This is a genomic window from Paenibacillus sp. J22P90 (assembly GCF_059692195.1).
In genome coordinates this window covers 149816-176386 of record NZ_JCAUAY010000010.1, presented here as the reverse complement: position 1 = coordinate 176386, position 26571 = coordinate 149816, and the positions used below count along the sequence as shown (strand labels likewise).

24 protein-coding genes are annotated in these 26571 nt (G+C 45.8%); 6 read left to right on the top strand and 18 right to left on the bottom strand.

The features are described 5' to 3' along the window. Nucleotides 1–378: 378 nt before the first annotated feature. A complete protein-coding gene (locus AC58UX_RS27240; protein ID WP_497258598.1) occupies nucleotides 379–957 on the top strand; it encodes a hypothetical protein in 579 nt (192 codons plus the stop codon). Nucleotides 958–1036: 79 nt separating this feature from the next. Next, nucleotides 1037–1759, top strand: a complete 723-nt coding sequence (locus tag AC58UX_RS27235; protein WP_497258596.1) for a YheC/YheD family protein — start codon at nucleotides 1037–1039, stop codon at nucleotides 1757–1759. Nucleotides 1760–1813: 54 nt separating this feature from the next. On the opposite strand, the gene AC58UX_RS27230 is transcribed toward AC58UX_RS27235, so the two are convergent. Continuing rightward, on the bottom strand, nucleotides 1814–2137 hold the full coding sequence (locus AC58UX_RS27230) for a hypothetical protein (RefSeq protein WP_497258594.1): 324 nt from the start codon (nucleotides 2135–2137) through the stop codon (nucleotides 1814–1816). Between the two features lie 258 nt (nucleotides 2138–2395). On the opposite strand from AC58UX_RS27230, the gene AC58UX_RS27225 reads away from it, so the two are divergent. Beyond that, entirely contained in the window at nucleotides 2396–2749 is a 354-nt protein-coding gene (locus AC58UX_RS27225) for a MoaF-related domain-containing protein (RefSeq protein ID WP_497258592.1), read from the top strand. Nucleotides 2750–2876: 127 nt separating this feature from the next. Here the strand turns inward: AC58UX_RS27225 and AC58UX_RS27220 are convergent, their stop codons facing one another. The 11 genes from AC58UX_RS27220 to AC58UX_RS27170 form a co-directional block, all read right to left on the bottom strand. Beyond that, nucleotides 2877–4217, bottom strand: coding sequence for an alpha-amylase family protein (locus tag AC58UX_RS27220; protein WP_497258590.1), 1341 nt, complete (start codon nucleotides 4215–4217; stop codon nucleotides 2877–2879). Between the two features lie 32 nt (nucleotides 4218–4249). After that, a complete protein-coding gene (locus tag AC58UX_RS27215; RefSeq protein ID WP_497258588.1) occupies nucleotides 4250–7315 on the bottom strand; it encodes a 3-keto-alpha-glucoside-1,2-lyase-like domain-containing protein in 3066 nt (1021 codons plus the stop codon). A 36-nt stretch (nucleotides 7316–7351) separates the two neighbouring features. Next, a complete protein-coding gene (locus tag AC58UX_RS27210; RefSeq protein WP_497258586.1) occupies nucleotides 7352–8707 on the bottom strand; it encodes a sulfatase family protein in 1356 nt (451 codons plus the stop codon). Nucleotides 8708–8746: 39 nt separating this feature from the next. Then, nucleotides 8747–10207, bottom strand: a complete 1461-nt coding sequence (locus tag AC58UX_RS27205; RefSeq protein ID WP_497258584.1) for a sulfatase family protein — start codon at nucleotides 10205–10207, stop codon at nucleotides 8747–8749. Nucleotides 10208–10248: 41 nt separating this feature from the next. Next, on the bottom strand, nucleotides 10249–11118 hold the full coding sequence (locus AC58UX_RS27200) for a carbohydrate ABC transporter permease (protein WP_497258582.1): 870 nt from the start codon (nucleotides 11116–11118) through the stop codon (nucleotides 10249–10251). Between the two features lie 3 nt (nucleotides 11119–11121). Continuing rightward, nucleotides 11122–12036: an ABC transporter permease gene (locus AC58UX_RS27195; protein ID WP_497258580.1), complete on the bottom strand. Its 915-nt coding sequence runs from the start codon at nucleotides 12034–12036 to the stop codon at nucleotides 11122–11124. Nucleotides 12037–12058: 22 nt separating this feature from the next. Further along, nucleotides 12059–13639 carry an extracellular solute-binding protein gene (locus AC58UX_RS27190; RefSeq protein WP_497258578.1) on the bottom strand — a complete coding sequence of 527 codons (1581 nt, stop codon included), beginning with the start codon at nucleotides 13637–13639 and terminating at the stop codon, nucleotides 12059–12061. A 98-nt stretch (nucleotides 13640–13737) separates the two neighbouring features. Beyond that, nucleotides 13738–15600 (bottom strand): sensor histidine kinase, encoded by a 1863-nt coding sequence (locus AC58UX_RS27185; RefSeq protein WP_497258576.1) that lies wholly within the window; start codon nucleotides 15598–15600, stop codon nucleotides 13738–13740. Continuing rightward, complete coding sequence (locus AC58UX_RS27180) at nucleotides 15597–16622, bottom strand: helix-turn-helix domain-containing protein (protein ID WP_497258574.1); 1026 nt, start codon at nucleotides 16620–16622, stop codon at nucleotides 15597–15599. Before AC58UX_RS27180 ends, AC58UX_RS27185 begins: the two co-directional genes overlap by 4 nt. 396 nt (nucleotides 16623–17018) lie before the next feature. Further along, nucleotides 17019–17384, bottom strand: coding sequence for a hypothetical protein (locus AC58UX_RS27175; protein WP_497258572.1), 366 nt, complete (start codon nucleotides 17382–17384; stop codon nucleotides 17019–17021). A 246-nt stretch (nucleotides 17385–17630) separates the two neighbouring features. After that, nucleotides 17631–18296: a cupin domain-containing protein gene (locus AC58UX_RS27170; RefSeq protein WP_497258668.1), complete on the bottom strand. Its 666-nt coding sequence runs from the start codon at nucleotides 18294–18296 to the stop codon at nucleotides 17631–17633. A 174-nt stretch (nucleotides 18297–18470) separates the two neighbouring features. Here AC58UX_RS27170 and AC58UX_RS27165 point away from each other — a divergent pair, with 174 nt between their 5' ends. Continuing rightward, entirely contained in the window at nucleotides 18471–19556 is a 1086-nt protein-coding gene (locus tag AC58UX_RS27165) for a stalk domain-containing protein (protein ID WP_497258570.1), read from the top strand. Between the two features lie 53 nt (nucleotides 19557–19609). Here AC58UX_RS27165 and AC58UX_RS27160 read toward each other — a convergent pair whose 3' ends face one another. Next, nucleotides 19610–19903, bottom strand: a complete 294-nt coding sequence (locus AC58UX_RS27160) for a YciI family protein (RefSeq protein WP_497258568.1) — start codon at nucleotides 19901–19903, stop codon at nucleotides 19610–19612. Between the two features lie 116 nt (nucleotides 19904–20019). On the opposite strand from AC58UX_RS27160, the gene AC58UX_RS27155 reads away from it, so the two are divergent. Further along, the gene (locus AC58UX_RS27155) at nucleotides 20020–21012 is read left to right on the top strand and encodes a PhnD/SsuA/transferrin family substrate-binding protein (protein ID WP_497258566.1); all 993 of its coding nucleotides are present in this window, start codon (nucleotides 20020–20022) and stop codon (nucleotides 21010–21012) included. 30 nt (nucleotides 21013–21042) lie between these two features. Here the strand turns inward: AC58UX_RS27155 and AC58UX_RS27150 are convergent, their stop codons facing one another. Genes AC58UX_RS27150 through AC58UX_RS27135 form a run of 4 tightly spaced genes read right to left on the bottom strand, consistent with a single transcriptional unit; the run spans nucleotide 21043 to nucleotide 24408 of the window. Beyond that, a complete protein-coding gene (locus AC58UX_RS27150; protein WP_497258666.1) occupies nucleotides 21043–21636 on the bottom strand; it encodes a hypothetical protein in 594 nt (197 codons plus the stop codon). Nucleotides 21637–21677: 41 nt separating this feature from the next. Then, on the bottom strand, nucleotides 21678–21980 hold the full coding sequence (locus tag AC58UX_RS27145; protein WP_497258564.1) for a Dabb family protein: 303 nt from the start codon (nucleotides 21978–21980) through the stop codon (nucleotides 21678–21680). A gap of 57 nt (nucleotides 21981–22037) precedes the next feature. Continuing rightward, nucleotides 22038–23573: an AMP-binding protein gene (locus AC58UX_RS27140; RefSeq protein ID WP_497258562.1), complete on the bottom strand. Its 1536-nt coding sequence runs from the start codon at nucleotides 23571–23573 to the stop codon at nucleotides 22038–22040. Continuing rightward, nucleotides 23560–24408 (bottom strand): SDR family NAD(P)-dependent oxidoreductase, encoded by an 849-nt coding sequence (locus tag AC58UX_RS27135; RefSeq protein ID WP_497258560.1) that lies wholly within the window; start codon nucleotides 24406–24408, stop codon nucleotides 23560–23562. Before AC58UX_RS27135 ends, AC58UX_RS27140 begins: the two co-directional genes overlap by 14 nt. Before the next feature lie 86 nt (nucleotides 24409–24494). Here AC58UX_RS27135 and AC58UX_RS27130 point away from each other — a divergent pair, with 86 nt between their 5' ends. After that, nucleotides 24495–25565 (top strand): acyltransferase family protein, encoded by a 1071-nt coding sequence (locus tag AC58UX_RS27130; RefSeq protein ID WP_497258558.1) that lies wholly within the window; start codon nucleotides 24495–24497, stop codon nucleotides 25563–25565. A 6-nt stretch (nucleotides 25566–25571) separates the two neighbouring features. On the opposite strand, the gene AC58UX_RS27125 is transcribed toward AC58UX_RS27130, so the two are convergent. Further along, nucleotides 25572–26423, bottom strand: a complete 852-nt coding sequence (locus AC58UX_RS27125; RefSeq protein ID WP_497258556.1) for a metallophosphoesterase — start codon at nucleotides 26421–26423, stop codon at nucleotides 25572–25574. Between the last annotated feature and the right edge of the window lie 148 nt (nucleotides 26424–26571).

Sequence of the window (26571 nt, the reverse complement as noted above, 5' to 3'; positions counted from 1 at the left end):
ATCTCTGCTTCTATACAGCGCGGATAACACCCTGGCTTGTCTCAAATCGATAAATAAAGGTATTTTCTATGACAAAGATCACCTTTTAATTCAATCATGGAATCTTCCCGTATACCATAACGTTCTGCAGCTTGTCTCAATATATCTTGATTGAAAAGCTTTTTAATCTCTTTATGCATAGTATTCTTCGATCACACTCCAAAGGTAATATAATCCAATTCTATTCGAAAGCAATTGTTTGCTGTGAGTAAAAGAATGATTTTAATTAAATTTTCCTGCTGGTTGGAGGTTTGCACTGTAAATTATTCAATGTCCAAACCTTATGGTTAAGAATCTCATATTTTGTTGTAATGATTCTAATCAAGGAGGGCAAATCGAATGCAGCATAACAAAAAAGCTGGCGCAAAAAGACAAATGGACACTCTTCAGACTCTCCCAATTACCGTAAAAAGACTTCGCAGCATATCCCGTCGTATATTACCTCTTTATGAACGCATAGCAAACGACCGCCTGTATGCGATGCGACTGATAGGCGCCATGAAGAAATTTGATTTAACCCGAACCACAAGATTGATCCAGCAGGTTCTGCCAAGCGCAGAGGCCTCTATTGGAGCCGGTTTCAGCGTAAGCTATAGTCTTAGAACCACACAAAAGTCGCAGGTTTATTTAAACACTGGTATTTTTAGCCCGGGCCAGCTACTAAATATACAATCCGAGGATATCCGTAGAGTTAGCCTAATCATGCTACAGCTGCTGCGTAAACTTGCCAACGATCGCATATTTGCAGCACGGTTCATCCGGCTCGTGAGAACAGGAAAACAGGCTGAGTTACTGCAGTTGGTTAAGAACGTCAATTCAAAGCATATAGTTTCTGCCACTATCGGCGAGTACGGTCCATTATTTGTTGTCAGCTTATCTAATGGAAAGCGCTATAATCTTACTTTTGAGCTGTCTTGATTCGGTACTGATCTCCATAAAGCTTTAGTGTACGTAATGCACGAATTACCGCAGAAGATTGAAAAAGGCTGTGATTCCAGTGTTGATCAAAAGAGACAAATGGTTGCAGTATCGCATCCTTCGCAATGGGACCTCTCTCTCCCGACGGTTGCCAAAAACAAAGTTGCTTAAGAAGAACGCTTTATCGAAAATGCTGCTTCAATATCAACGTGTCGTACTAAAGCCTCGTGACGGGAGTTATGGTAGGAATATCGTGTTCATTAAACGGAACGGTGCTAACGCCTATCGGATTCAAAACGAAAATAACGCGGTCACCATGCGAGACACCGATAAGTTACTCAAATGGCTCCGTAAAAATAACAGAGGTCGTGGATTTATTGTACAAAGGCGTCTGCAGCTTGCTCAAATTGGGCACAAGCCGTTCGACATTCGGATAATGACTCAGCGCAAAAAAGGCTCTTCATCCACTTGGAAGGTGACAGGCTCATATGCGAAAGTGGCGGCGCAAGGATATCTAGTCACGAATGTGACTAGCCGTACCATTCCAGTGCTTGAGGCGCTACAATTAGCCCGAATCAGAGATCGGAGCTTGCTCGTCAAAGCGGAACGGATCGCACTATTGGCTGCCAAACGACTGGGAGCGCGTTACCCCAAGCTCAGACAAGTCGGGTTCGATATAGGCATCGACAGGAAACGTCGGATTTGGATTATCGAAGGCAATTATAAACCGGATTTACGCCCTTTCAGGCTCTTAAAAGATTCCTCGATGCATCGCAGAATATTATGGTATAAGAAACATTAAGCAAAAAAATAGACGACTCGCCTATGATCTTTGGCCAGTCGTCTTTTCATGATTTTACTTACGTCTTTTGGCACTTACAACGCGCGTCACTTGGAACCGATTTACCCCTATCTGTATAATGGCAAACTGGCTGTAAGAAGTGCCGGAAGAAGTGTAAGGCTCCGCTTCAATATTTCCACTCGGCGTTATAACCGTTGCGGAGATTCTAGTCAACAGACAGACTCCACGGCTAGAAGCTCTCCAAGTCTGATCACGCTGAACACTATAATTATCGTCACTACAAAAGATGGATGCATATTCAACTCTCCCAAACGCATTAAACGTAGTGGAGTTAGTAATCTGAACGGGGTCATAACCCCCAGGTCCTCTATTTCCCATTCTCAAAACCTCCCTTTTATTTGATATAGTTTATTAAATGCAAATGATTCGTTTTGGTAAGGTATAAATGTGGACAAGAAAAAAAAGTACGTTTGTCCGGTGCTCACGAGAATACCGCAGCTTTTGATGCTTTACCTCAAACAAAAAGAACCACCCTCGTAGTTAAAGAGGTGGTTCAATTGAGAGGGACAAAAAAAGCTGACATTAGAGCATACGCCTAGTTTTTGCATATACTGCTCATAAAAGGAGGAGTATTGTATGCATTATCCCAATTTTTATTATGTACAACATTGTCATCAAATTCCTGTTTACGCTGGAAAGACCTATAGATATGACTATGTAGATGGCAATGTCTTTATCATTCATTTCTTCGACCCCACCCATCGACATGATGAAGGAGTTGCTGGGCAACATACAGGTCACAAAGGTTACTATCAATTTAATTACGTGGAGATAGCCCCTTGTATTTACTTTATGTATTGGTTGGAAGAAGCCTATACAGTTAGCCAAATTATTGATCTTAATAGAATGGTTGTATATACCCATTACACCTATGATAAAAGTGGCAAGCGAGAAAGTTTGTTCCATTTTGGTACTATAACTCAACAATAAACACTTAATTCCAACGCTTTTGCTCAACTATCCTGCACTTTACTTTAATGGAATCAAAAAAGAGCTGCTTAAAAGCAGCTCCTCGTTATAGTTCAATATTTGTTTAATTTGTCAGAAGTGATTGCCATTATTCATATTTCAAGAATAACACGCCGTCAGCCGGCAGAGTTACTTCCAATACACCCTTGTTTATGGCATACGGAAACTCATTCCAGATATCGGAAATGCCGGCTCCATCCAGATGTCGCTCGCTCAATCCTAACCGTGTGATTGGAATTCGTAACTTCTTCGGTACTGCCATTCGGTTGAAAATCCCAAGCCACCCTGCGGCGTTTAAATCTTTGTGCGGTGTTATCCAAATATCGATCCCGTTCTCCCGATGAATCAAGCTTCCCATGATCCCGTTCTGATTACATGCAATCATGTCCCGATTCGTAATTAACTCGAACGAAAACTCATCCGAGGTCGGCAGATCCCCTCCCATGAATAACGGGGATGCAGCCAGCGCTCGCACCGTGATAAAGGTGTATTTTTGCTCCCGGGACAGGCCTGACATCCGTTCGAATCCTTTCCCGCTAAGCTCTTCGTTTCCATCGTCGGCTTCGGCCCCTCGGTTGCTGCGCGGATTCCATATTTGCAGATGTCCGAAAGGGATCATATCTAGATCCAGCCAAAAACCCGGCACACGCACACTGCTATACTTCTCCCAAGCGACGAACGCCTGCTCTAAATCCTTGCGGTTATCCCATACGTCACGTGTCGTACGGACCAGATTAGCCCCTTGGTACACGTCCATTTGCTCCATGACCGTCTGCCCTCCAGGGGACAGGCTGAGCAGCATGGGCCTACCGCACCGTTCGATAGCAAGCAGCAAAGCTTCGATTTCACGGGGATGACCCGTGATATCGTCAGCTTTGATAAAATCGACACCCCATTCGGCAAACTGATCGACGACTGACTGGTAGAAAGCCTGCGCCCCCGGCTTCGTTGTATCGACGCCATAGTTATAGTGGCACCACTTGCACGTATCAGAGGTGTTGGCGATATCACGCGCTCGGTAAGAGGTACCCAGAATCGGGGTATTCAGCTCTACAGCCTTGCGGGAAATACCTCTCATGAAATGAATGCCGAATTTGAGCCCCAGCTCATGCGTACGGTCGATAATAGACTGAAGTCCATTAGGAAAATAGCAAGCGGACGGGATATATCTTCCGTATTCGTCCAATCGGGTGTCCATGGCGTGCTTTACTCGTGGATACATCTGGCCCGGTTCAAGATCGTATTCCGCAAACCACCCATTATCCACAACGAAATACTCGTAACCGAACGGCTTTAACCGTTCAGCCATCATTTCAAGATTAGGCAGCAGTGTTCTCTCCGATGCGGAGCAGCCATAGCTGTCATAGCTGTTCCAGCCCATAGGCGGGGTAGCTGTACGCTGTGCCAATTTATTTTTGGAAATATTCATCCTTTATTCCCTTTCTATTGTCGATCACAACATTACTGTGACACGACAACATCGTTAAAATAAGTTTTTTGAAACTCTAAGTACAGACCAGGATAACCGCTTGTCAAACTGCTGTCTGTCCCGCTGGCGACCAAAACGCCGTTCAGATACGCGTTGATTGTACTGCCACTGACTTCCAACGTAAATGTATGATATACGCCAGTCGAAAGCGCAGATACCAAAGCCGAATCGAGGGTCGTATTCACACCGCCTACTCGCTTTCTAATAATCACATTATTGTTCGCCTTGTTGTAAAACAAAATATAGCTGTTGCTATTATCGATATATCTAGCCATCAATCCTACCTTGGAATTCGTTGTATCCCAAGCACTAACCTTGAACTTGGCCGTAACCGAATAATTCGTCCACGTGCTTGCACCCGCATAAGATCGTCCGGTAGCACTGCTGTCCGAATTATAGTAAGACTTCGTACTGCCGTCCGTTACAACACTCCATGTGCCTCCGTTAACAGACCAGCCATTTGCATTGCCATCCTCGAAGTCATCACTTAGTAAAATCGTCACCGAAGAGGTGGTTGCACTGGCTGTATTGCTTGCTGAAGACAGATTACCTGCTGGATCGAATGCTTTGACGGTGTACGTATAGGTGGTTCCTGCTGCCAGCCCTGTATCGCTATAAGACGTACTAGTTGCCGAACCCACTTCTGTGCCGTTCCTGTAAACCTTATAACCGGCTACTGCTACATTATCGGTTGATGCTATCCAAGCTAGATTGATTTGGCTCGTGGACGCGGCTGTTGCCGCTAGACTCGCTGGTGTACTTGGCGCCGTTGTATCAATCACTTTCCCGACGACAACCCCTTGCCCGAAGGTAGCAACATAGATATAACCGTCTGGAGCTACGGAAATGTCAAGCGGGAAGCCGCCATTCGCTCGGTAATACGTATCTGAAATCTCGGTAAGCGTCGCTCCTTGATTGGTAGACTTATACAAGCGTCCAGCCCCGCTCGCTCCAGCAATGCTCGTGACGTACAGCGCTCCGTTAGCATCGACAGTAATCGCTGCCGGATCGGTTACCGACAAAGTGGTCACACCAATCTGTCCGCCTTCAACCGTTCCGGTATTAGCGTTATCAAGTCGATACAAGCCATCGTAAGCAGAAACATAAATACGAGAGGATAACGTTGGATCCGCTGCGACAAAGCCTCTCATGTCCTCGACTGTTGTGGCTGTTTTGGCCCAGATCTTCGTCCAGGTAACGCCCGAATCACTGGAGCGCCATATGCCCGTATGACGATCATACAAATAGACCATGCTCGTGCCTTTCACCCAAGAAAGCGTAGCAGTCTTTGTCGTTTGCGCCCCCATCACGGAGGATGACTGCGCCACCTGCGTCCATGTACCTGATGCTTTGCGCCAGATGCCGCCCTCTTGTACAGCCGCTATAATAACCGGGGATCCGCTAATGCGGTTCACGGCGATGGCCAGAGGTCGCTTGCCCCCGGTTTGTGCTAGCAAGCCTTCTGCTGTCCAGACATTCGAGGGATTGGTAGGGTCGGGATTCGAATAAATCTCGCCGTCTGCGTTCGTTTGCTGGTCGCCAATGGACGTATAGACAACGGAAGGTGAAGTCGCCGTATCCAAGGCAATAGCCAGCCCATTATCGACAGCGGCCTTATTCATATTCACATGGCTCATCCGATCCGCGGAATAGACGAACGTCCAGTCCGCATCTGTCGAGTAGACTCTGCCGGCTCCATTCGGATCTGCAGCAATAGCTCGATTAAAGGTGACGTTCAGATTACGACTGTACGGATACCAGTTCCCTCCGCTATTTGCCGATTTCCATACCCCTTGCACCCCTGCCGTATAAATCACATTGGTATGGCTTGGATCGATTGCAAGTCCGGATACTTTGCTCCGCTTTTTCCCCAGCATGGTCATCACTTCACTACTATGCTGGCTTAGCCACCAAGTCGACCCTCCAGCACCGCCAACCGAATAATCAATGTTACTTGCTGTCGTGGTGACAGGGGTAAACGTAAGGCCACTATCCGTTGATTTCAGTACACTTTCGTACATGCTGGTGTCGACAACGTCCTGTGAAGGCTCCCAGACAGCTCCGATATAGATGACATCTTCTGTAGAAGCTCTGTACCCGTTCATCGCATGATAGACGGCTTCTCCGGCAGCGGACCATCGCTGAATCCATGCCCCTGAAATCAGCTTATAGAACGTCGCCGCATTCCCGGAGTTGTTCGTCCCAACGGCGTAGAGCGTGCTTCCGATAAATTTCAGCTCCTCGATCCTTTGAGGAGTTGGATTGCTATCTCCGCTAGCGATCAAGCTCCAAGTCGGAGTCGTGCTTTTGGCATTCGTTGTCTTATAAACGCCTTCTCCATAAACTGCCGCATATAGGGTCTCTACATTGGCAGGATCGAGCGCGATGCTTCGTATATATTTGCCTGCAAGTCCGATCGTTGTCCAGGTTAGTCCATCGTCACTAGACCTCTTAATCCCTTGGTCGAAGGTTCCCGCATAAACACGCTGGGCTCCGGTCGTTTCATCCAGAGCAATCAATGTTCCAGTGGATCGGGGATGCGGTACGGGGAGACTGCCTATATCTTTGTTGTTTCCACCGGAAAACATAGGGGAGCTGGATCCCCCACGTAAACTCCAGGTCTGCCCACCATCTGTCGAGACATATAAGGCTCCCTCCGGCAAGCTTCCGCTCTTACCTACGCCGATATACACTTTATTCGGGGTAACTTTGGAAAATACGATCGAAGCAATGACTAAGTGCGCTTTATTCGTTAAGCCGGCGTTGGAGGGACTCCACGTCGTCCCTGAATCGGTAGAACGCTGAATGCCCCCGGCATCTGCCCCGGCTAACACCAAGCCGCTGTCGAAAGGATCTACAGCAATAACATTATGGAATCCGCCTCCATCATAACCACTGGGACCAAATGAATTTGCAGCTTGAGCGCTTGCGATGCCGGTGATGAAAAACACCATAGCGCACAACATTCCGATCAACAAACGAACCTGCTTTCTCCATGTAAAAGACGCAATCTGACTGGAATATACCCGATCAACCATTAGCTACTCCCCCAATAATCGTATTAGGCTTTCAGATCAAACTTCAACTTCTTCGGACAGTACCCGACGCTGACCGCTTCCCTTCGTAACCGCAGGTATAATTTCAGCTTCTTCTTCCCCAGCCTCAGCCATCCTTCGAAGCAATCGCTCGCGCATCCGCTCCGCTACCGCACGATGTGACTCGAATCCAATCAAGTTGGTCAGCTCATACGGATCGGATTCCAAATCATACAGGAACTCCTCTATGTACCTGTCTGATCCCGGGACTTCAGTGCCATCCTGACCCGGCGCGCTGACAGCATACTTCCAACGCTGCGTACGAACCGCCCGACCCAGTTGAACGCCGCTAATTTGAACGTAAAGGTCGTCTGGCCACTCCATCTTCTCCCTGCGCAGCAGCGGCATCAGCGATCGCCCTTGCATGTTCTCGGGAACTTGTATCCCCGCCGCATCAAGCAACGTTGGCGGCAAATCGATCAAGCTTATTAACTCCGGCAGTCGGCCCCCCCGCTCAAAGCCTGGGCCCCCAACAGCCATCGGCACACGAATGGAGCTTTCGTGGCATGATTGCTTATAGAGCGCATTTCTGGTTTTGAAGTGACACGCATGATCGGAAGTGAACAGGACAATTGTATTTTTATGAATATTCAGACTTTTCAACACATCCAGGAGCCTTCCGAAGTTCTCGTCAAGCCGTTTCACCATTCCGTAATAGCCTCCGAGATGCTGATGGGCCGTGCCTCCGAGCGCAGCCAAGTCCGGGGGCACATACCGCGATTGAAAGCGTTCGCGATAACCATCCGGCGCCACATAATCGTCGACCCGGTTTTGATGATGCGGCTCAAGAAACGAAAGAAACAGAAAGAAGGGCTCATTCTGATGCTCATCGACGAAACGAACGGCCGCATCGGTCAAGGCATCCACACGGTAGCCTGGCAGCTTGACACGGCGGTTCTCATCATCCCAAAGTATGGTGTTATATGGCTCAGAGCTCAGTTCCAGTGCATTCGCACCTAGCCAATACTGGTATCCGCCACGTTTCGATGCGGGGACCGGATTCTCATCAGCCAAATGCCACTTGCCGATATATCCGGTCTTATAACCTGCATCGTTAAAATAATGAGCCATCGTTCTCACATCAGAGGGCAGCGGATTTTTGTTCCGGTAACATCCAGTCACTGTAGGATACAATCCGGTTTGTAAGGAAGAGCGGGCTGGACCGCACAAAGGCTGGCAGGTGAAGGCATTTTCCATGTGGGTGCCACTGTGAGCAAAACGATCTAAATTCGGCGTAAGCCCCAGCGGATTTCCGTGAATGCCTGTCGTATCCCAGCGCTGTTGATCTGTAAAAAACACGATAACATTCGGTTGATTATTTTGTTGCCGTTCCAACGGAGCATCTACCTCTTCCTAACATCAATATTTATAAAGTCAATCTCCAAATAGTCCTGGACCAAACTCAGCCGTAGCTACGGTGACATATTGATTGAAAATGGTATCTTCACTCTCATAGGCATGCTTCCACATCTTGCCATACATTTGTCTGACAACGTCCTGCATATCCGGCCGATCGATCACATTGTTAAGCTCATGTGGGTCTGTCTTCAAATCGTACAATTCGTTGATATCCGTTGCATGATAAACGAATTTATAATCCTTCGTCCTCACCATCCGACTCGTATAGTACACTTCAACACCATTGCACTGGGCATACTGGCTATCGCGCCAATTGTCCGGCTGCTTATTTAACATAAAGGGTATCAAGCTTTGACCTGCGCATCTGTTCAACACCGGCGCTCCGGCGGCTTCCAGAAGTGTTGGAGCGATGTCCATTAGTGTAACAAACGCCTCAACTTGGCGTCCCGGATTTGGAATGCTGTTAGGCCAGCTGACTACAAGCGGGATCCGGTAGCCTTCATCAAACATACTGATTCCCTTGCAGTATAAGCCATGCGCTCCAGCATGTTCTCCATGATCGGAGAGAAATACAATCAGCGTATCCTCCTTCTGACCATTTCGCTCCAGCGCTTGCAGCACTTCGCCGAACATATCGTCCATCATCGAGCAATAGCCCCAGTAATGCGCGATTGATTCCTTCACCTCATCTTCGCTAAGCTGGTCGAAAATGTTGCGCATCTTTCGATATACACCCGGTTTATCCTTCAGATCATCATGATAATTGGGAGGGAGCGGAACGTCCTTAGGGTCGTACATGCTGGCATAAGGCTCTGGAATGATGAACGGATCATGAGGCCCATTCACCCCAATGTAGACACACCAAGGCTCTTGGCTGTCCTTGAGCTGATCTAGCTTCTCGATGCCACTGCGGACGACCTGATAATCCTTCAGGTCCTCATAGGCTTTATCCGTCGCGCCATACAGCTGCTTGTTTCCCCAGCCAGGACGAAGGAGTTCGCCACGACGGCGTTCCACCTTACTTTCAGCTAGATACTTCTCACGATCCGCGTGAAATCGGTCACGACTTATTCCCATATAAGTACCTACGCCAGCGCTAACCTGAAGCTCCTCCCAACCTCGGTCCTTCGGGTTTTCGGTGGCAGATACATGCCATTTTCCGCTGTAATATAAGCCGTACCCAGACTCCTTTAATTTCTCGGAGAACGTCTCTACCCCAGGGTGGAGCGAGCGCCGGATCGCTTGGTCGTTCATATTATTGTTGTATATACCGTGCTGGGACGGATATAACCCCGTCATGAACGATGCTCGCGCTGGACAACAGTGTGCCATGGGCGGATAAGCTTGCGTAAACTGAACGCCCTCCGCAGCGAGCTGATCCAAGTGGGGCGTCCGACATGGATGCCCAGGCATGGCTACCTGCGCCTGCTCTTGATCGGTCATAAAGATCAGGATGTTCGGTCTTGCTTTTTTCAATATAACTACCTCCCGGAAACTAGCTAGCCTACGTGATGCTCCTACCCTTTAACCGAACCGATCAGCATGCCTTTGTTGAAATATTTTTGCAGGAACGGATAGATAATGAGCAGGGGCAGTGCCGTCAGCAGAATAGCCGCCATTTTGGCCGCAGGCGTATAATTGACGCTTTGTTCGATTGAAGCCGCAGTGCTCGATGCATCATCGATCAGCATTTGGCGCAAGTATACCTGCAACGGCCATTTGGTTGCATCGTTCAGATAGAGAATCGCATTAAAGTACGTATTCCAGTTGTGAACGAGATAAAATAATGTGAAGGTCGCAATAGCCGGAAGCGACAGGGGGAGAACGATACTCCAGAGAGTTCGCCATTCCCCACAGCCATCCATATTCGAAGACTCTAACACTTCGTCCGGAACGGATCGAAAAAAGCTGCGCATTACGATCATATGGAACGGCGCAATCGCACTTGTCAGCCACAGCGCCCAATAGCTGTCTAATAGCCCAAGCCCTTTGACCACCATGTAGGTCGGGATCATTCCGCCAGTGAACAGCATCGTAAATAACACCATGAAGCTAATGATTGAGCGTTCTTTCAGCCAAACCTTGGAAAGTCCATAGGCCATCAGTGTTGTCAGTACAATATTGATAAGCGTACCGAAGATGCTGATGATCAGTGCACTTTTAAAGGCGTTGATAAAACCCGGATGCGTAAGCAAATACTGATAGCCTTCCCATGTCCACTTATGGGGAAAAAGAAAGAATCCGCGAGTCAGATACTCTTCTTCCGGCGCAAACGAAGCGGTGATCACATAGAGAAGTGGAAGAAGGATCGCAGCCGTTACGAGGATCAACAGAGCATAAACGATTACATCTACATATCGCTCCGACTTAGAGACCGTCTTGTTCATCTGTCAATACACCCCTTCCTGTCCCATTTTTTTAGCGATCGTATTCGCTCCAATTACCATCATAAGGCCAACAATTGACTTGAAAAGCCCGACAGCTGCCGAAAAACTAAATTCTCCCTTAACGATCCCGTTACGGTACACGTAGGTGTCAAAAACGTCCGACACGCTAAGATTGAGCGGGTTTTGCAATAAGTAAATATGCTCGAATCCGATATCCATAAAGTTCCCTAGACGAATGATGAATACGATGACAATAACATTGCGAAGTGCGGGTAGCGTAATATGCCAGATTTGCCGTAATCGGCCGGCCCCATCGACCACTGCGGCCTCATATAGCGTAGGATTGACAGCTGCGAGCGCCGCCAGAAAAATAATGGCGCTCCAGCCTACACCGTGCCAAATATTTTGAAGAACCCATACCAAGCGAAAGTAGACTGGATCCGTCATTAATTCGATTCGTTCGAAGCCCCAAGCAGCAAGCTGTTGATTGATACTGCCCTTCTGCGTGGCAAACAATAACACCGTCATGCCCACAATCACAACCCATGACAGAAAGTGCGGAGCATAGACGATCGTCTGCACGGATTGCTTGAACCACTTGAGCCGAACTTCGTTCAGCAAGACAGCAAACAGGATCGGGGCGGGAAAAAAGACGAAAATGTCGAGCAAATTGAGAAACAGCGTATTTTTAAGCAGTAAGAAAAATTGTTGCTCTTCAAACAGCCTTTGAAAATGCTCGAATCCTACCCAATCACTCTTCCAAAAGCCTTGAAACGGATTGTATTCCTGAAAGGCGATCGAAATGCCGAACATCGGCACATACTTGAAGATCACAAAGAATAGAACGCCCGGGAGCAACATGAAATAGATCGGTAGTGCCCTTCTAAGGTAGCGTAAGGAATATTCTGTCTTGTACATAGCGACTACACCTTTCTGTCTCCTATTTCCCGCCGTTCTTGTTCGCTGCGTATGCCTCGGTTACTTCTTTCACGATTTGGTCGCCGCCGTTCTTCTTCCAATCATCCACGGCCTTCTCGATACTGTCTACAGGTTCGCGTCCCATGATAATTTTCAACATGGCCTCTTTAAACTTGGCATCCAGATCCGTCGATTTCTTCATATATGTCGAAGACAAATTCGTATATCCAACGGATGGATCTGCTTTCGCTGCATACTTGGCATTCTCAGTCTGGAACTTAACAAGCGCTTCTGGCTTCTTCTGATCGTCCCATTCGCGAGTTTCATATTTCATGGAGGAATTACGGAAGAACCAGTTATTTAAAATATTAACACTGTCTTGTTCCTTCTTGCCCCGCTCCGTCAGCTCAACTTTACCGTCCGCAGTTTTCGAGTAGAAGACCCCTTCCGGTCCGCTCTTGATGATCTTTGTACCTTCCTCGGTCGACCACCAATCGAGAAGGCTCAGAATGCGCTGACGCTTCTTCTCATCCAGTTTAGCGTTGAGCACGATTTTCGTCGTTCCGCCAACACGGGTCGGATTTCCGCGAAGACCAGTCGGCCCTTTTGGCGGCGGTAGTTGGATGAGCTCTGCATTCGGCGCGATCTTTTTCAATTGCGCGATGCTTCGCTCAGCAAGCTGATGCTGTACTACGGCAAGGCCGAGCTGATTAGCGCCTACTTTATCGTTTACGATCGTGCCGGAATTGGTCATAAAATCGCGATCTAGCACGCCTTCCTCGTAAGCCTTGCGCATATAGGCAAGGTACTGCTTTAACTCATTGGTCTGCATGTGACGCGGAGTTAGCTTCCCATTCTCTTCTTTCCATAGATCAGCAAGACCGAAAGCAAGTTCAATCGGCTGGCCACCGTTAAGCAAGCTAATGCCCGGATCGCTGCCCGATGCCGAAAACCCTACCGTGTCGGCCTTCCCATTACCGTCCGGGTCGTTCTTGGCGAAAGCTTTAGCAATGTCATAGAATTGCTCCAGTGTAAACGTATCTGCTGTCGGTACAGGGAGGTTCAGTTTAGTAAGCCAATCCTTCCGCACGACGACCGACAACTGATTGGCCGGCTGGAATTTACCAAAGCCGTACACCTTGCCCGGCGGGTTAAGCACCTCCATCATCTCTTGCGGGATCGCTTTCGCCAGATTCGGATACTGTTTCAAGTATGGCGTCAGCTCAACGAAAACACCTTGTGACTGCCATCTTAGATATTCGAGCTCATTGACAACAAAGAGATCCGGCAGTTGACCTGCTGCTGCCATGACGTTGAGCTTCTCATCATAGTTAGCACCCGGTACCCATTGCATGCTGAAATCAACATTAAACTTCTCGTTAATGTACTGGATAATAGGATGATTGTTATCTGGCCAACCTCCTCCTTTAAAGGAACCAGCCATAGAGTTGATTGTTATTTTGTCTTTGCCGTTATCTACAACTGTCGGCGTATTCGGTGTTTTCGGTGTATCCCCCTGAACAGTCTTCGTGTCATTCGAGCATCCTGCGACTATAGCGGTTGTTACGCATGCGGTCATAGCAATAGCGATCCATTTTTTCATGTGTATCCTCCTCGGAGCTTCTTATCACTGATTGCTTTTCATTATACCGCTCGGAATACCCTTAATAATTTCACGATTCCACGATTATTTATCCGATTTTATGAAGTTATGATCTGAGTATCCTTAATTTGGAATGGAATCCTTATCGATACAACCGTGCCCCGCCCCGGAAAAGAAACGACAGACAACCCATATTGATTACCATATTGCAGCACAAGACGGGTATGTACATTGGCAATACCAAGAGACTGCTGTTCGGCGAACCGATCATCCGCATTTTCACTAATCGCATCCAGCCTTTCTTGCAGCTCTTTGAGCTTGTCTGCTGGAATTCCCGGACCGTTATCGACGATTTCAATAACCAGATCCTCACGCTCCTGATACGCGCTCACCAGAACGGCTGCTTTCCCGTATTTCGGCTCTACAGCAAATTTCACTGCGTTCTCCACCATCGGCTGCAAAGACAGCTTGACGATCATGCAATCCATATATTTGGGATGGATATAGATCTCGCTTTGAAAATGCTTGGAGAACCGCACATGAATAATGTCCAAATATTTTCTCAGATGATCGATTTCCTCTGACAACGATACTTCCAATTCAGCCATTCTCGCCGTATACCGGTAAACACTGCCCAAATTGCCAGCCATGGTAGCAATCCTAGGATTATCTTCCAGATAGGCGATGCTCTTGATAATATCCAATGTATTATAGAGCAAATGGGGATTAATTTGATTTTGAAGAGCTTGTATGGTAGCCTCCTTCTGTTTCAACTGGAGCTTGACTTCCCTCAGTTTCATTCCATATAACGTTTCCCGCAATTCCTTCAGCCGGAATGTCATTCGGTTGAATCTGCGATTCAATTGCTGAATTTCATCGTTCCCGGGGTAAACGTCAGCCTGCACGGATAAGTCATCGTTCTCAACGCGCAGCATCAAGTCCTTCAGCTTCGAGATCGGGCGGGTAAACCAACCAGATAGCCAAGGAACCGTAATCAGCACAAAGATAGAGACCAGGATCATGACAACGATCATGGATTGACGAACGATGGTTAAACCGCTGGCCATTTCATTCAGAGGGACTAACGCAACCACATTCCAGTTCGTAAATTCAGAATGGTTATAGGAGACTAGGTAGTCTTTTCCTTCCCATGTTTGAACATCATTCGGCTTGTCCAGACGCAGCCAACTTAATTCCGTCTCTGACATAGGTAAGCCTGCCAATCCGGTATTTGGATTATATACGATGGTTCCGTCCGAGGAGACGATAAAAAAATACCCCGTTTCGCCAAGTGTAGATCGGCCCAGGATTTTCCCTACTTCGTTCAACGCGACATCAATCACCAGATTTCCAATCAATTTAACCGTTTTTGTGCTAAAAATCGGGACGCTCACGGCCATAACCGGATAGCCAACCGAATTCCTGTACTCGGAAATATAGGTTGGAAATATTTTCGATGTGTCCGATAACGGACTCTGATACCAGGGCTCTTTAATGAACCTGCTTTCGTCGGGGGATAGATAGTCTTCTGTTGAAATAATTCGTTTGTCCAATGAAACGAGAAACATGTCGACGATCTCCGAATAGTTCATCGCTATGGTTTGATTCAATGAATTCTCAATCCAAAATAAATTGTCCCGAGTTACAGAAAGATCCCCCTGCAACCAGTCCTGAATTACGCTGGTGTCATTCCGGGTGACGAGCGGATTCCGCGAAGGCAGCGGTCCCGCTATCGTTGCATGGGTGGACTGAATCAACTGGGTGAAATACGAGTCTGTCTGATGATTGATTCGGGAAACAGCTTGCTGGGCGATTTCAAAGAAATCGTGTTTCGCAGATTTGGCGTAATAGTAATTGGCGAAGCCAACCATGATAAACAAGGAAAAGAAGCTGACCCCGAGAAAAGCTGCGACCATTTTGGTTCTGATCGAAAAGCGGTACTGCCACTGCCACCAGTTCATAGGCCCATGCTCTTTCTATATTCAGATGGCGTTAATCCAACAATCGCCTTGAATACTCTAGTGAAGTAGGGCAGCGACCCAAATCCGACCAACTCGGCAATCAGATATGCCTTATGATCGGATTCCAGAAGCAGCTTTTTCGACTCAGCAATCCGAATTTCATTGATATATTGAATCATCGTGCAACCTGTCTGCTGCTTGAACAAATAGCCGAAGTGCGAGATGCTCAGATTGGCCATGTCGGCCAACTCCGACAACGTGAAATCGTCTCGATAATGAGTACGAATATGGTCGCACGCCTTTTGAACGACAAATTTCAGATTTTGGCTCACCTGAGCCGGACGATGAATGATCCACTGATCAAGAATAGATTGAAAATATTGACGGATTTCGGAATCTTCACCCCAGCCGACACCGTTGTTCCTTTTGACTTTCAGTTGCAGCTGATGCCTTTCTTCTAAAAGCGACTTCAGCTTCCCTTCATATACGGACAATAACGACTGATGTGCGCTCGGGTTCAAATATTTCATTCGGAGGATGGAATCAAGAAGATCCATATGCTTGCGGAGAAGTGTCTTCGATTCCATCGCATAGGCCTGCTCCATAAGTTCTTGAATACGCATCAAATACGCGTTCAATTCCTTGATCGTGGCCAGTTTATCCACCGACTTCAGCAATGCCGTGGATACATGCTCGAATTGAACAGGCTTGAGTAAATATTCGGTTACCCCATAGCTCATAGCCTCTCTAGCGTATTCAAAATTGTCATAACCGCTGATAACCACATGAATCATCGGTATTTTGTCCTCCGTCAAACGGCGAATTAGCTCAAGACCGTCCATTTCGGGCATACAAATGTCCGTTAAAAGAATCGTCGGCCACAGTTCGTATATCAATGCAAGCGCTTCCTCGCCGTTATTGGCTTCTCCAACAACTTCGAATTCCTCCCCAGCCCTCTCCACCATTTCCACAATACAATCCCGAATCCACGGCTCATTCTCTGCAACCAATACACGGTACATCGATAGTCTCCCCTTCAGTTTCATGCGCTTTATCGCTCGTTATTTATCATCGCATTATGATACAAAAAAAACTAGCCCCTGCTATTGTTGCACTAATAGCTAATTCCTTCGCGGAAGAGGGTGAAAATTGGTGTGGAAGAACTAATAGGATAATATAAAATTGTAATTCAAATAACTCTTTTAGGGGGTGTTTGTTTGAAAAACTTGAAGAGGATATTACCGAGGTAACAAATAGGGTTCATAGATTGGGTAACACTTAAGTTTTCTCTTTACTTAAGCGAAAAGCTGAACTGATGGGCATTGAAAAGATGAGTTGGTTTGATCTCCAAACTTCCGTTTCCGCTGCCTCATCCATCCTTAATTTCACCGATGGAGTAAACTTTATCTTGGAGCGATTCAGGGGCTTTCCTTATCCTTCTTATTTTTAATTTTTCTATAAATGATAGTTGGTGCAATCCAAATAAACGATATCAATTGCACTGCAATTAAGAAAGTAATTTCATAATTCTCCAATAAATTGAACTGGATAATAAAAAACCAAAGCCCTGTACCGAACCACCAAAAAACCATACCAACTGCCCCAAATTTGCTTCCATCAGGTTTAAGGCGTCCTTTGATGATATAGTTGACCAGCCAAATAGCACCCAATATCGGTAAAATTCCAGCGATAAAATAGGGCTTCGAATCCATGCTCTTCATTACAGCAGAAGTTAATACAAAAGCAAATGTTGACGCAATAAATACAAGTGATTTTTTCTTCATAATTCCTCCTAAAAAATTAAACTTCAGCCCGTTATTTTAACGAACTAAAGAGGAGCCGCCGCGATTTGAATAAATGGATAATGGTACTTCCTATACATCTCACCTCACTATTCGTTCAGCAGTGCTATTTTACCTGCAATCTGTTTTCTTTTCGATGCTATTTGTAGTGGGGCCACTTAACAAAAAAATCCAGCCATAGGCTGGATCACTAACTCCTTATTCATTTGTCTGAATCAGGACACCAAACTATCCCTGACGATTGAAACCATTTCCAATGCCAGGGAAAGAGGATTGCCGCGCCCCGTATACCGGGTAAGAAACCTGCGTATATGGCTCTGCCTGTGGTGGGTAGCTGTCAGTTCGAGCCTGATGATGCTTCGGGCAATCGACCGGAGGACCGATCGTTGTCGTACTCTTGATCGGCGCTAGCGCCTGTGTCACTGTTGCTTGATCCAAGCAGTACGTATGGGCGAGCATGCTTCTCGGGATCAGTCTGAGGAAGTCGGATACCGCGATGAATTCCGGTACTGGTGCGTCGAAAATAGCGAGCAAATGCGTATCGTCTTCCGTAGCGATCTCCCAGTGGAACCACCCCTGAGGAATATTTGCCACCTGTCCGGGCGTGATAGTGAAGTTAAGTACGGTTTTGGTGAACGGATTCAGGATCGACACCACGGCTGCTCCTTGAATGCAATAGACCAACTCAGAAGCGTTCTGATGAACATGAGGCTCGACAACATTTCCTTTCGATAAGTAGATGTCGAGCAGAGATACATTGCCCAGCGTATTCAGTTGCTGAATACCCAGTGCGTTAATAAAATTGTTCCCATCCTTCGTGAACGAACGATTGTTCTTCAGATCGAAGAAATATTGTACGTTCGGAGAAGTGAAATCCATATAGGATACCGCCATCCGCTCATCCTCCCAAATTTTTTTCATCTTTACTAAACCTATTCCAATGCATCTGTAGGCATGACTATACTCCTAATTTCTGGACAACTGCAACCTATTCGCGACAACCTCCGTCTGGTAATTTGTCAACATGATTGACGATAAACTTTTAAAAATCGGAAGGAGTTTTTTGAGATGAAGAAAAAACTAACTGTTATATTAACTTTGGCTGGGATACTCGGCACAACTGCCGCAGTCGGAGCTGAGGATTTCGTAGAAAAGGTTACAGGTTACTTACAAAAAGATGTAAAGATTGTTGTTAATGGACAAGACAGTGCGCTTACGCCTGTTTACATCGATGGCAAAGCGTACCTCCCTGTACGCGACGCTGCAACTAAGCTTGGATATACAGTAAATTACGATGAAGCGAACAAAGAGATTGAATTGGACGAAGCAGAAGTTGCTGACCTGATACGTGCAACTGGTGTAATCGTAAGCGTACAGACGAAGGATGACGGGAATACTCGCATCGAGCTGCTCGGCAGCACATGGGTGATTTTAAACGTGGACAAATCAACTGTCATTAAGAGCCTAGATGGTAAAACGTTAACTGCAGCCGATCTGAAAGCCGGAACTCAAATCGACGCTGGGTTCGGACCAGCTATGGCAATGAGCTATCCAGGTCAAGCGCAAGCCGTAAACATTAACGTTCACGCAGACCGCTCTGTTAAAGAAGATACAATTAAAGAAGTAAAACATACAGATGATGGCTGGCAAGTTCAGTTAGACAATTTGGTACTTAACGGCGGTAAAGAAACTCGTGTCATGACGTCTCAAGGCGAATCCGTAAATTGGGAAGACTTGAAAGCTGGCACGAAAGTAAAAGCTTACTATGGTCCTTTTGAAACGAAAAGCCTACCTCCACAAAGCCCTGTGTTCCTCCTCGTTGTTCAGGGTCAATCGGCTGTAATCGGTACTCCGAAAATGTCGCCAGAGTCAGCACAGGAATACCGCAACTTGGCATGGGCACAAGTGAAGGAGCAAGTCTCCCATATTACAACGAAGCAAGACGAAGCAACCGTTCAAATCGTCTCCACTAGCGAAGTAGGCGTAATGGGCTCCACAGACGAGCAGAAGAAATTGCTAGCAGACATTAAAGCTGCGAACGGCAATGTCGTAACGGTTACTTACAACACCGACCAAGATGAAATTCTTGGACCATTAACTGCTGTGTTCGATTTTAATACAAAAGCTTTTGTTGGATTCAACATTAGAAAATAAATGAATACTAAAAAGCCATGAAATTCAACCTTAAGTTGATTTCATGGCTTTTATTATTTTTCAGGTGTAGAGCTAGGAAGAACCGCATCAGTAACGATGTCCCACTCGTGAATTTCATACCCTCTTGCCTGATGAATTACGTAGGGATCTTGCTTTACGATTTCGAGCACTTCCTGCTCAGTTTGGGCCATATAGATGACGAGCCCCCCTGCACCATCAACAAACCGTCCGTTGGCAAAAATCTTTCCTTCACTGCGACGTTGTGCCAAATAATCGAGGTGCTGCTGACGGAAGTCCTGGCTTTTCTGCACATCGAGCATAGGTAGAAATACGGCAAAATGTTTCATCTTTACACTCCATCCTTCTCTAATAAGTTACATCACTATATTTCCTATTTATAACACAATATACGCCCAAAAATTGTGTTATGCTTGAACTAAATTAACTTCAAGGAGAGATGCCAGTGTCTGAGCTTTCTTTGACTTTTGCATGCGGCGATTATGACCGGATGCAGGCTTTGGCCGATGGAACTGTAAAACCCGAAGGGATTAATTTAAACTTCTTGAAATTGTCCCCCGAGGATATATTCTTCAGAATGATGCGGTTCGAGGAGTTCGATGTATCCGAGCTTTCCGCTGCTTCTTATCTGATTGCCAAGGATCGTGGATATCCAGAATTTACGGCAATTCCTGTTTTTCCTTCCCGTACGTTTCGTCATTCTGCTATTTATGTCAGTCCTACTACTAGAATTCGTAAACCAGAAGATTTAAAGGGCAAACGGATTGGAGTTCCAGAATATCATGTTACAGCATTAGTTTGGGTTCGGGGGATGTTAGAACATGAATACGGCGTTCTTCCCTCTGAAGTTCAATGGTATTGGGGAGGTGTGGATACCCCCAATACTCAGGGAGCAAGGGTTACTATTCAATTGCCCGAAAACATCAGCTTGAAAGCAATTGCGCCAAACCAATCCTTGAACCAAATGCTTTTGGATGGTGAGCTTGATGCGATTATTTCACCACGAGCTCCATTAGGATTTACTGAGGGTAGCGGGAAACTCGTTCGGCTATTCGAGGACTACGCCACAGAGGAAAAAAAGTATTACCAGGAAACGGGGATTTTCCCGATTATGCACGTAGTAGTTATTAAGAATGCTGTACTTGAGAAACATCCATGGGTGGCATTGAATTTACAGCAGGCTTTTACGAAAGCGAAAGATAAGACCTATGAAGCATTAAATCAAGTTGGATCTCTGCGGGTTACTCTTCCTTGGCTTGCTTCGGAAGTAGAGCGCACCAAAAAACTAATGGGTGATGACTTCTGGCCTTATGGTGTCTCCAAAAATCGAAAGACACTGGAAACACTGGTTCAATACGCATATGAGCAAGGGATTATTTCACGAAAGCTGCCTATTGAAGAACTTTTCTCACCATCTACAATTACGGCTCCTTATTAATGTAATAAGGCAGCCGTCAAATTCAGCAAATCATTCCACACGAAATACGATACTATTCCCTCTCGGTTTATCCTTCAAGGGAGAATCGATCTCCCTAAAGACAAAATCCGTACCAGATAAATCATCAGGTAGTGCCGGCGAGACAACGTAGGTAAAGGAAAAATGACCTGAACTACCGCCTCCACTATCCATCCGGCATTGGTAATTTTCTCCCAGATACAACTCGAAATGTCTTGTATTATTCGGCTTTGTTAAGGGATCACTCCCCATATCCCAATCGATAGTAAAGATAATTCTGCTAGCGTTACTATATTGTCGCATAGCGGTCACTGTATAGAAAAACTCTTCGTGTTCCATCGATTTCAATATGGGGACGTGTTTTCTGAATCCAACAGGTTCAACAATCGGTTTATAATTCTCCTCATTCCTCAGAACGTGGAAAACAGATTTCAAGTAATCTTCGTAGAGGTCAAAAGAAACTGCCCATTTCTCAATATATTCGAATGGAGGATAGCCTGGATGATTGTTGGAGATATCTTTGCGTTGTTTTAGCAATTCGCAAATTTTCTCATCAATAGGGAATAGGCGCTCATCATAATGCTCAGTTGGACGTTCAAATGGCATCCGTTTCACTTACATTCCTCCTCACAAATTCCTCTTCATAACTAAACCTTCGGATAATCCACAACAATCACATCCGCCAAAATGCCATCCAACGATTTCACAAACGCCTGATGAACCGGATGAGGACCGTAGGCACGCAACGAATCCAGATCTTCAAAAGTAACGCGTAGTCCGAGCGTGAAACCCTTGATATTCTCTGTCTCTTCCGTTACATTGAGGCCTGCGCTTATATCACAGATCCCAGGAATACGATCCCGAAAGTCTAGCAATTGATTAACCAATTCCTGCTGCTTATCTTCACTGACATTGGCATTGAACTTGAATATTACAAGATGTTCGTACATGGGACATAGCTCCTTTTTGGTTTTACATGAATTAATTCTCAGTTTACACACTATTCATCATTTCAACGCTTTTCTGTCCAATTTACCTAAATTCGTATACGGCAGGTGATCCACAAAAATGACTTCTCTCGGCAACTGAAACCGTGCCAATCGTGTGCGCAGCCAATCCATCAGTTCATCTATTGTCAATTCCGCTTGTGGTGCTAGGAGGACGTAAGCCATCAACCGCTGTCCAAAAAGTTCGTCCGCGACTCCAATGACGGCTGCATCCTCAACTTCAGGATGAGTTCGCACGATTTGTTCCACTTCCAGAGGATAGACGTTCTCCCCGGCAGAGACAATCATACTATCCGTTCTCCCGCACAAAAAGTAATAGCCCTTCTCATCACGATAGCCCAAATCTCCACTTTTGATCCAAACATTTGCCTTGTTTTTCATAGACCATCTGTTTTTCATACACAATTGACCTATGCGACCAGCCTCAACTTCTTCCATCTGCTCATTCATGACTTTAACATGGACACCTTTCATCTTCCGGCCAATCGTATGCGATGCGTAAATCAAATCCTGCGGCACCGCGATCATATTCAAACCCGCTTCTGACGTACCATACAGATTGTACAACACTTCGCCCAATTGACTCATCGTCTCTTGGACCAACCTAGGATGAAGCTCTGCTCCGCCTGAAGCGATACAAGTGAGCGATTTCAAATCGTCAGCTTTGGTTTTTAACATTTTATGCAGCATTAAAGGAACAACGGTTACAATATCAACTTGATGCTTTCGAATTAAGGAGCATGCTTGCTGTGCATCGAAACCACGATGAATCACAACTTTTTTTCCCAGCGCGCAGAATAAAAGCAGCACAGCTACACCATACCCATGATAGATGGGGGTTGCAATATAGGCAGTATGCTTTTTCACCACTTGTAACCGTGATAGAAATCCCGCAAAAGGATCCAAATAATTAAACAGCGAGGGTTGATGCGCCGCTTCTTTGGCCTGTCCTGTGGTTCCGCCTGTCAGCAGAACTAGCTTTCCTGAAGAGGCTCGGCGTTGTTTTTTCTTTTCAAAATGGGTTGTAAAAAGTAAGTTATTTATCGCTGGCAAAGTTTCATGATAACTCAGTAATTTGGCATTCGTGTACGTTGTTTGCTCAAGCATTGAGCTTAACTCGTGATCATAGATCAAGAGATCCAAATCTTTTCGCTCCACAATCGCTTGCAATTGCCCCATGCTCATCTCTGCATTCAGGAGATAACTATCCGCCCCTGTTGCAGATACTGCATAAATCGCTTTGACCAAAGAAGCGTGATTCTTGCCCCAAATGCCCACCTTCTTGCCGCGCGCTAATTGATACCTCATTCTCAATACAGCAGCTAGCGCATCAGATTGTGCAAACAATTCGTTGTAGGTAAGGGTTTCTGTTTCATCTACAACAGCGATTTTGTCCCCGTAGGTTCTAGCTGCAAAATGCAGCAGAGCCATCAGATTGATTCCTGAACGATAGATAGCTGCAGCTAATCGGAACATCGCAAACGGCGAGAGCAGTCGAATTAAATAAAGCACATAGATCAATTTAAATATGCTCATTGCTATTATCCTTTTTCCGCAACATGCTCGGCATCGCTTTGTCCCAATATCTGCTGAACATGACGGAAGCGAGTTGTCCAAAAATCAACCACCACGGCTTTACCGTGTGCCTACGCGTATAGATCGCCTTTCCAATCATCTTGGCAACGTGCTGAGGCTGCATGGCAGGCACTTTACGATATGCGATAGTTGGCAGAATCATAGGTGTTCGAACGAGTGGCAGATAAATGGAGGTCGTGGCGATCCCCATTCCGTTAAACTCCGGAGCTGCCGAACGAAACCAGGTGTCAAAAGCCGTCTTCGATGCTTGATACGCCGCCCAATAAGGCAAAGGAAGCAGCTTCACATTGATCGTTGAGACATTGATGATGTGGCCTTGGCTTTTTTCAAGAAGGGGCAGGGCCCACAGCAGCAGTTGAACTGGGGCAAAATAATTGATCGCCATCGTGCGCGTAAAATCATGATAACGTTCCGTCGAATCCCGAATTGAACGCTTAATCGAGTGGCCCGCATTGCTGATGATCATATCCAACCCATCTGGAAGCTGATGAAGAAAAGCCAACAATCCCGCCATCTCATTCTGATCTCGAAGATCAGCAGGAAACACACTCACTCGGGCTGCTGCTTTCGTTTCGATTTCATTTTTCATCGCTAGCAACCGTTCCCCTCGTCGTGCGACCAAAATAAGGTGGACCTTTGTATCGGAAAGCAGATAAGCAAGCTGTTCACCTATCCCTGAACTCGCACCTGTGATAAGCACCGTCTTTCCTACAAGCTGCTTCTCCAGCTTTTGTCTATTCAACAACGTAGGTGGAAATAAAAGATACTCAAGCAAGCTGTAAGTCTGCATGGGGACTCCTTTCTAGCCTGAAGGAAACGTGTTACTATAATGAAATGAAAAGGCTGCAAGGGGATACAAACATGAAAATTTCAAATGAAGCTTTAAACGGATTAAGAGGATTTCTAGCTTTATCCGTACTTATTTATCATATCTACCATTCCGGCGTTTTGGAAAGCTATATCGTTGAAAGCCCTATGAACTCGCTGCTCTACCATTTAAACTATGCGGGGCCGATATCTGTTAATTTATTTTTCGTCATTAGCGGTTACTTAATCATCAAGAGCTTGGTCAAGAAAAGAACTCTAAAAGAATTCGTTCTTAATCGGATTTTGCGTATCTATCCTGTATTTTTAACCATACACTTGATTATTTTCGGGGTTGGTCCCCTCATTTCATATAAATGGATGCAGGATATCTCGGCAGGCCAGTATGTCATTCATTTCTTCTCGAATTTATTTCTGTTACCAGGGATTTTCCCATTACCAATCGCACAAATTGTGGCGTGGTCATTAAGCTATGAATTTGCCTTTTATTTGCTGGCGGGATGCTTGTTTTTTATTTACAAACACGCTTTACCAAAATTCTGGAAATATTCACTTTACGCGCTAGTTACTTTCATTTGTCTGATCACAGTCTACAAGTATCCTAATACATTATTTTTCATTGTCGGTACCGTTATTTATCTAGGCGAAAAGAAAATCTACCAGCTCTACAGGCCTAATGCGCTATTATACGTAACGAGCACTCTATTCCTTATTTTGATCTACGTATCCTACGGCATGGAAAATTTCCACATTATCATCCCAACGCTGTTGGCCTTCCCAGTCTTCATACCACTCATCATGGGACATGGATTGTTGGCCGATTTCCTAAAGCTTAGACCCTTCAGATACTTAGGCAAAATCAGCTATAGCTTGTACATGTGGCACACGTTCATTATGTTTCCATTGAAAAGAATAATGCCCAAAATTCATGTATATACAAACAATTCGTTCCTTACTTTTTTCCTGTATGGTTTGTTAACTCTCGTTTTATCATTAATTATTTCACATCTCTCGTATCAATACATTGAAAGTAAATTTACAAACTATTTGAAAGCTAAGCTGGTCAGCAAAAAAATCAATAAATCAGCTGTTTCTGTTGCTCAGTAACTGCCTTCAACCCAATGTAAACACCGTTATCTCAGGTCGGCACATGAACCGAATAGGTTGCACGGACACACCGATTCCTCGATTTGTATAAAGGGTAAGCGACTTATTCGTCCCTACATGATACAGTCCGGCTGGATATTTGACACCATAGGGCACGGAAGCCATTGCACCGAGGATCGGGAGTCTGACTTGACCACCGTGGGAATGTCCTGACAACTGCAAGTGAATAGGTTCAACAGCAGCAAAATCGGCGAAATCTGGGGCGTGGGATAGCAGGAGCACCCACTCTTCTTTTTTTACCGACTTCATGGCTGCTTTAAGATCAGGTGTCCCCTCCCACATATCCTCTATGCCCGCAAGCCAGATAGATTGGTTGCCTTTTTGTATCCGCATGCCCCTATTACGCAGACAGTGGAAGCCACCCCCCTCGAGCACTTCCGCTACTTCATCCGCATTCCCATAGTAGTCATGATTGCCGAGCACGGCATAACAGCCGTATGTTGTTTTCAACGTACGCAGTACGTTTTGTATTTCTTGACCGTACTTACCTACCTCATAATCAACTAAATCACCTGTAAAACACACAATGTCCGGTCCTTCTGCCTGAATTACCTCAACGACGTGTGACAACTGCTTCACATCCAAATGAAAGCCAAAATGAAGGTCGCTAAATTGCACCACACGCAGTCCTTTGAATGCTTCCGGCAGTGTAGGAAAAGACAGCGAAATCCGCTCAACTTGCAACCAGCGAGGCTCCACCCATGTGGCATACCCATAACTTAACGGGGGGACTGCTATTAAACTACCGCCAACTATAAGACTCTTCTTCAAAAAGGAACGACGACTCATTTTATCCATATTTTTCATAATCCTATCATATATCAAAATGGGTAATAGTAGCTATTTTCAGCCTCGCAAAAATATTTTAAAATGGGTGAAACAAATTTGCCATGCGATCCGTTAAGTGGATACAGATTAAAATATTGGAAACGAACACTAACTAAAC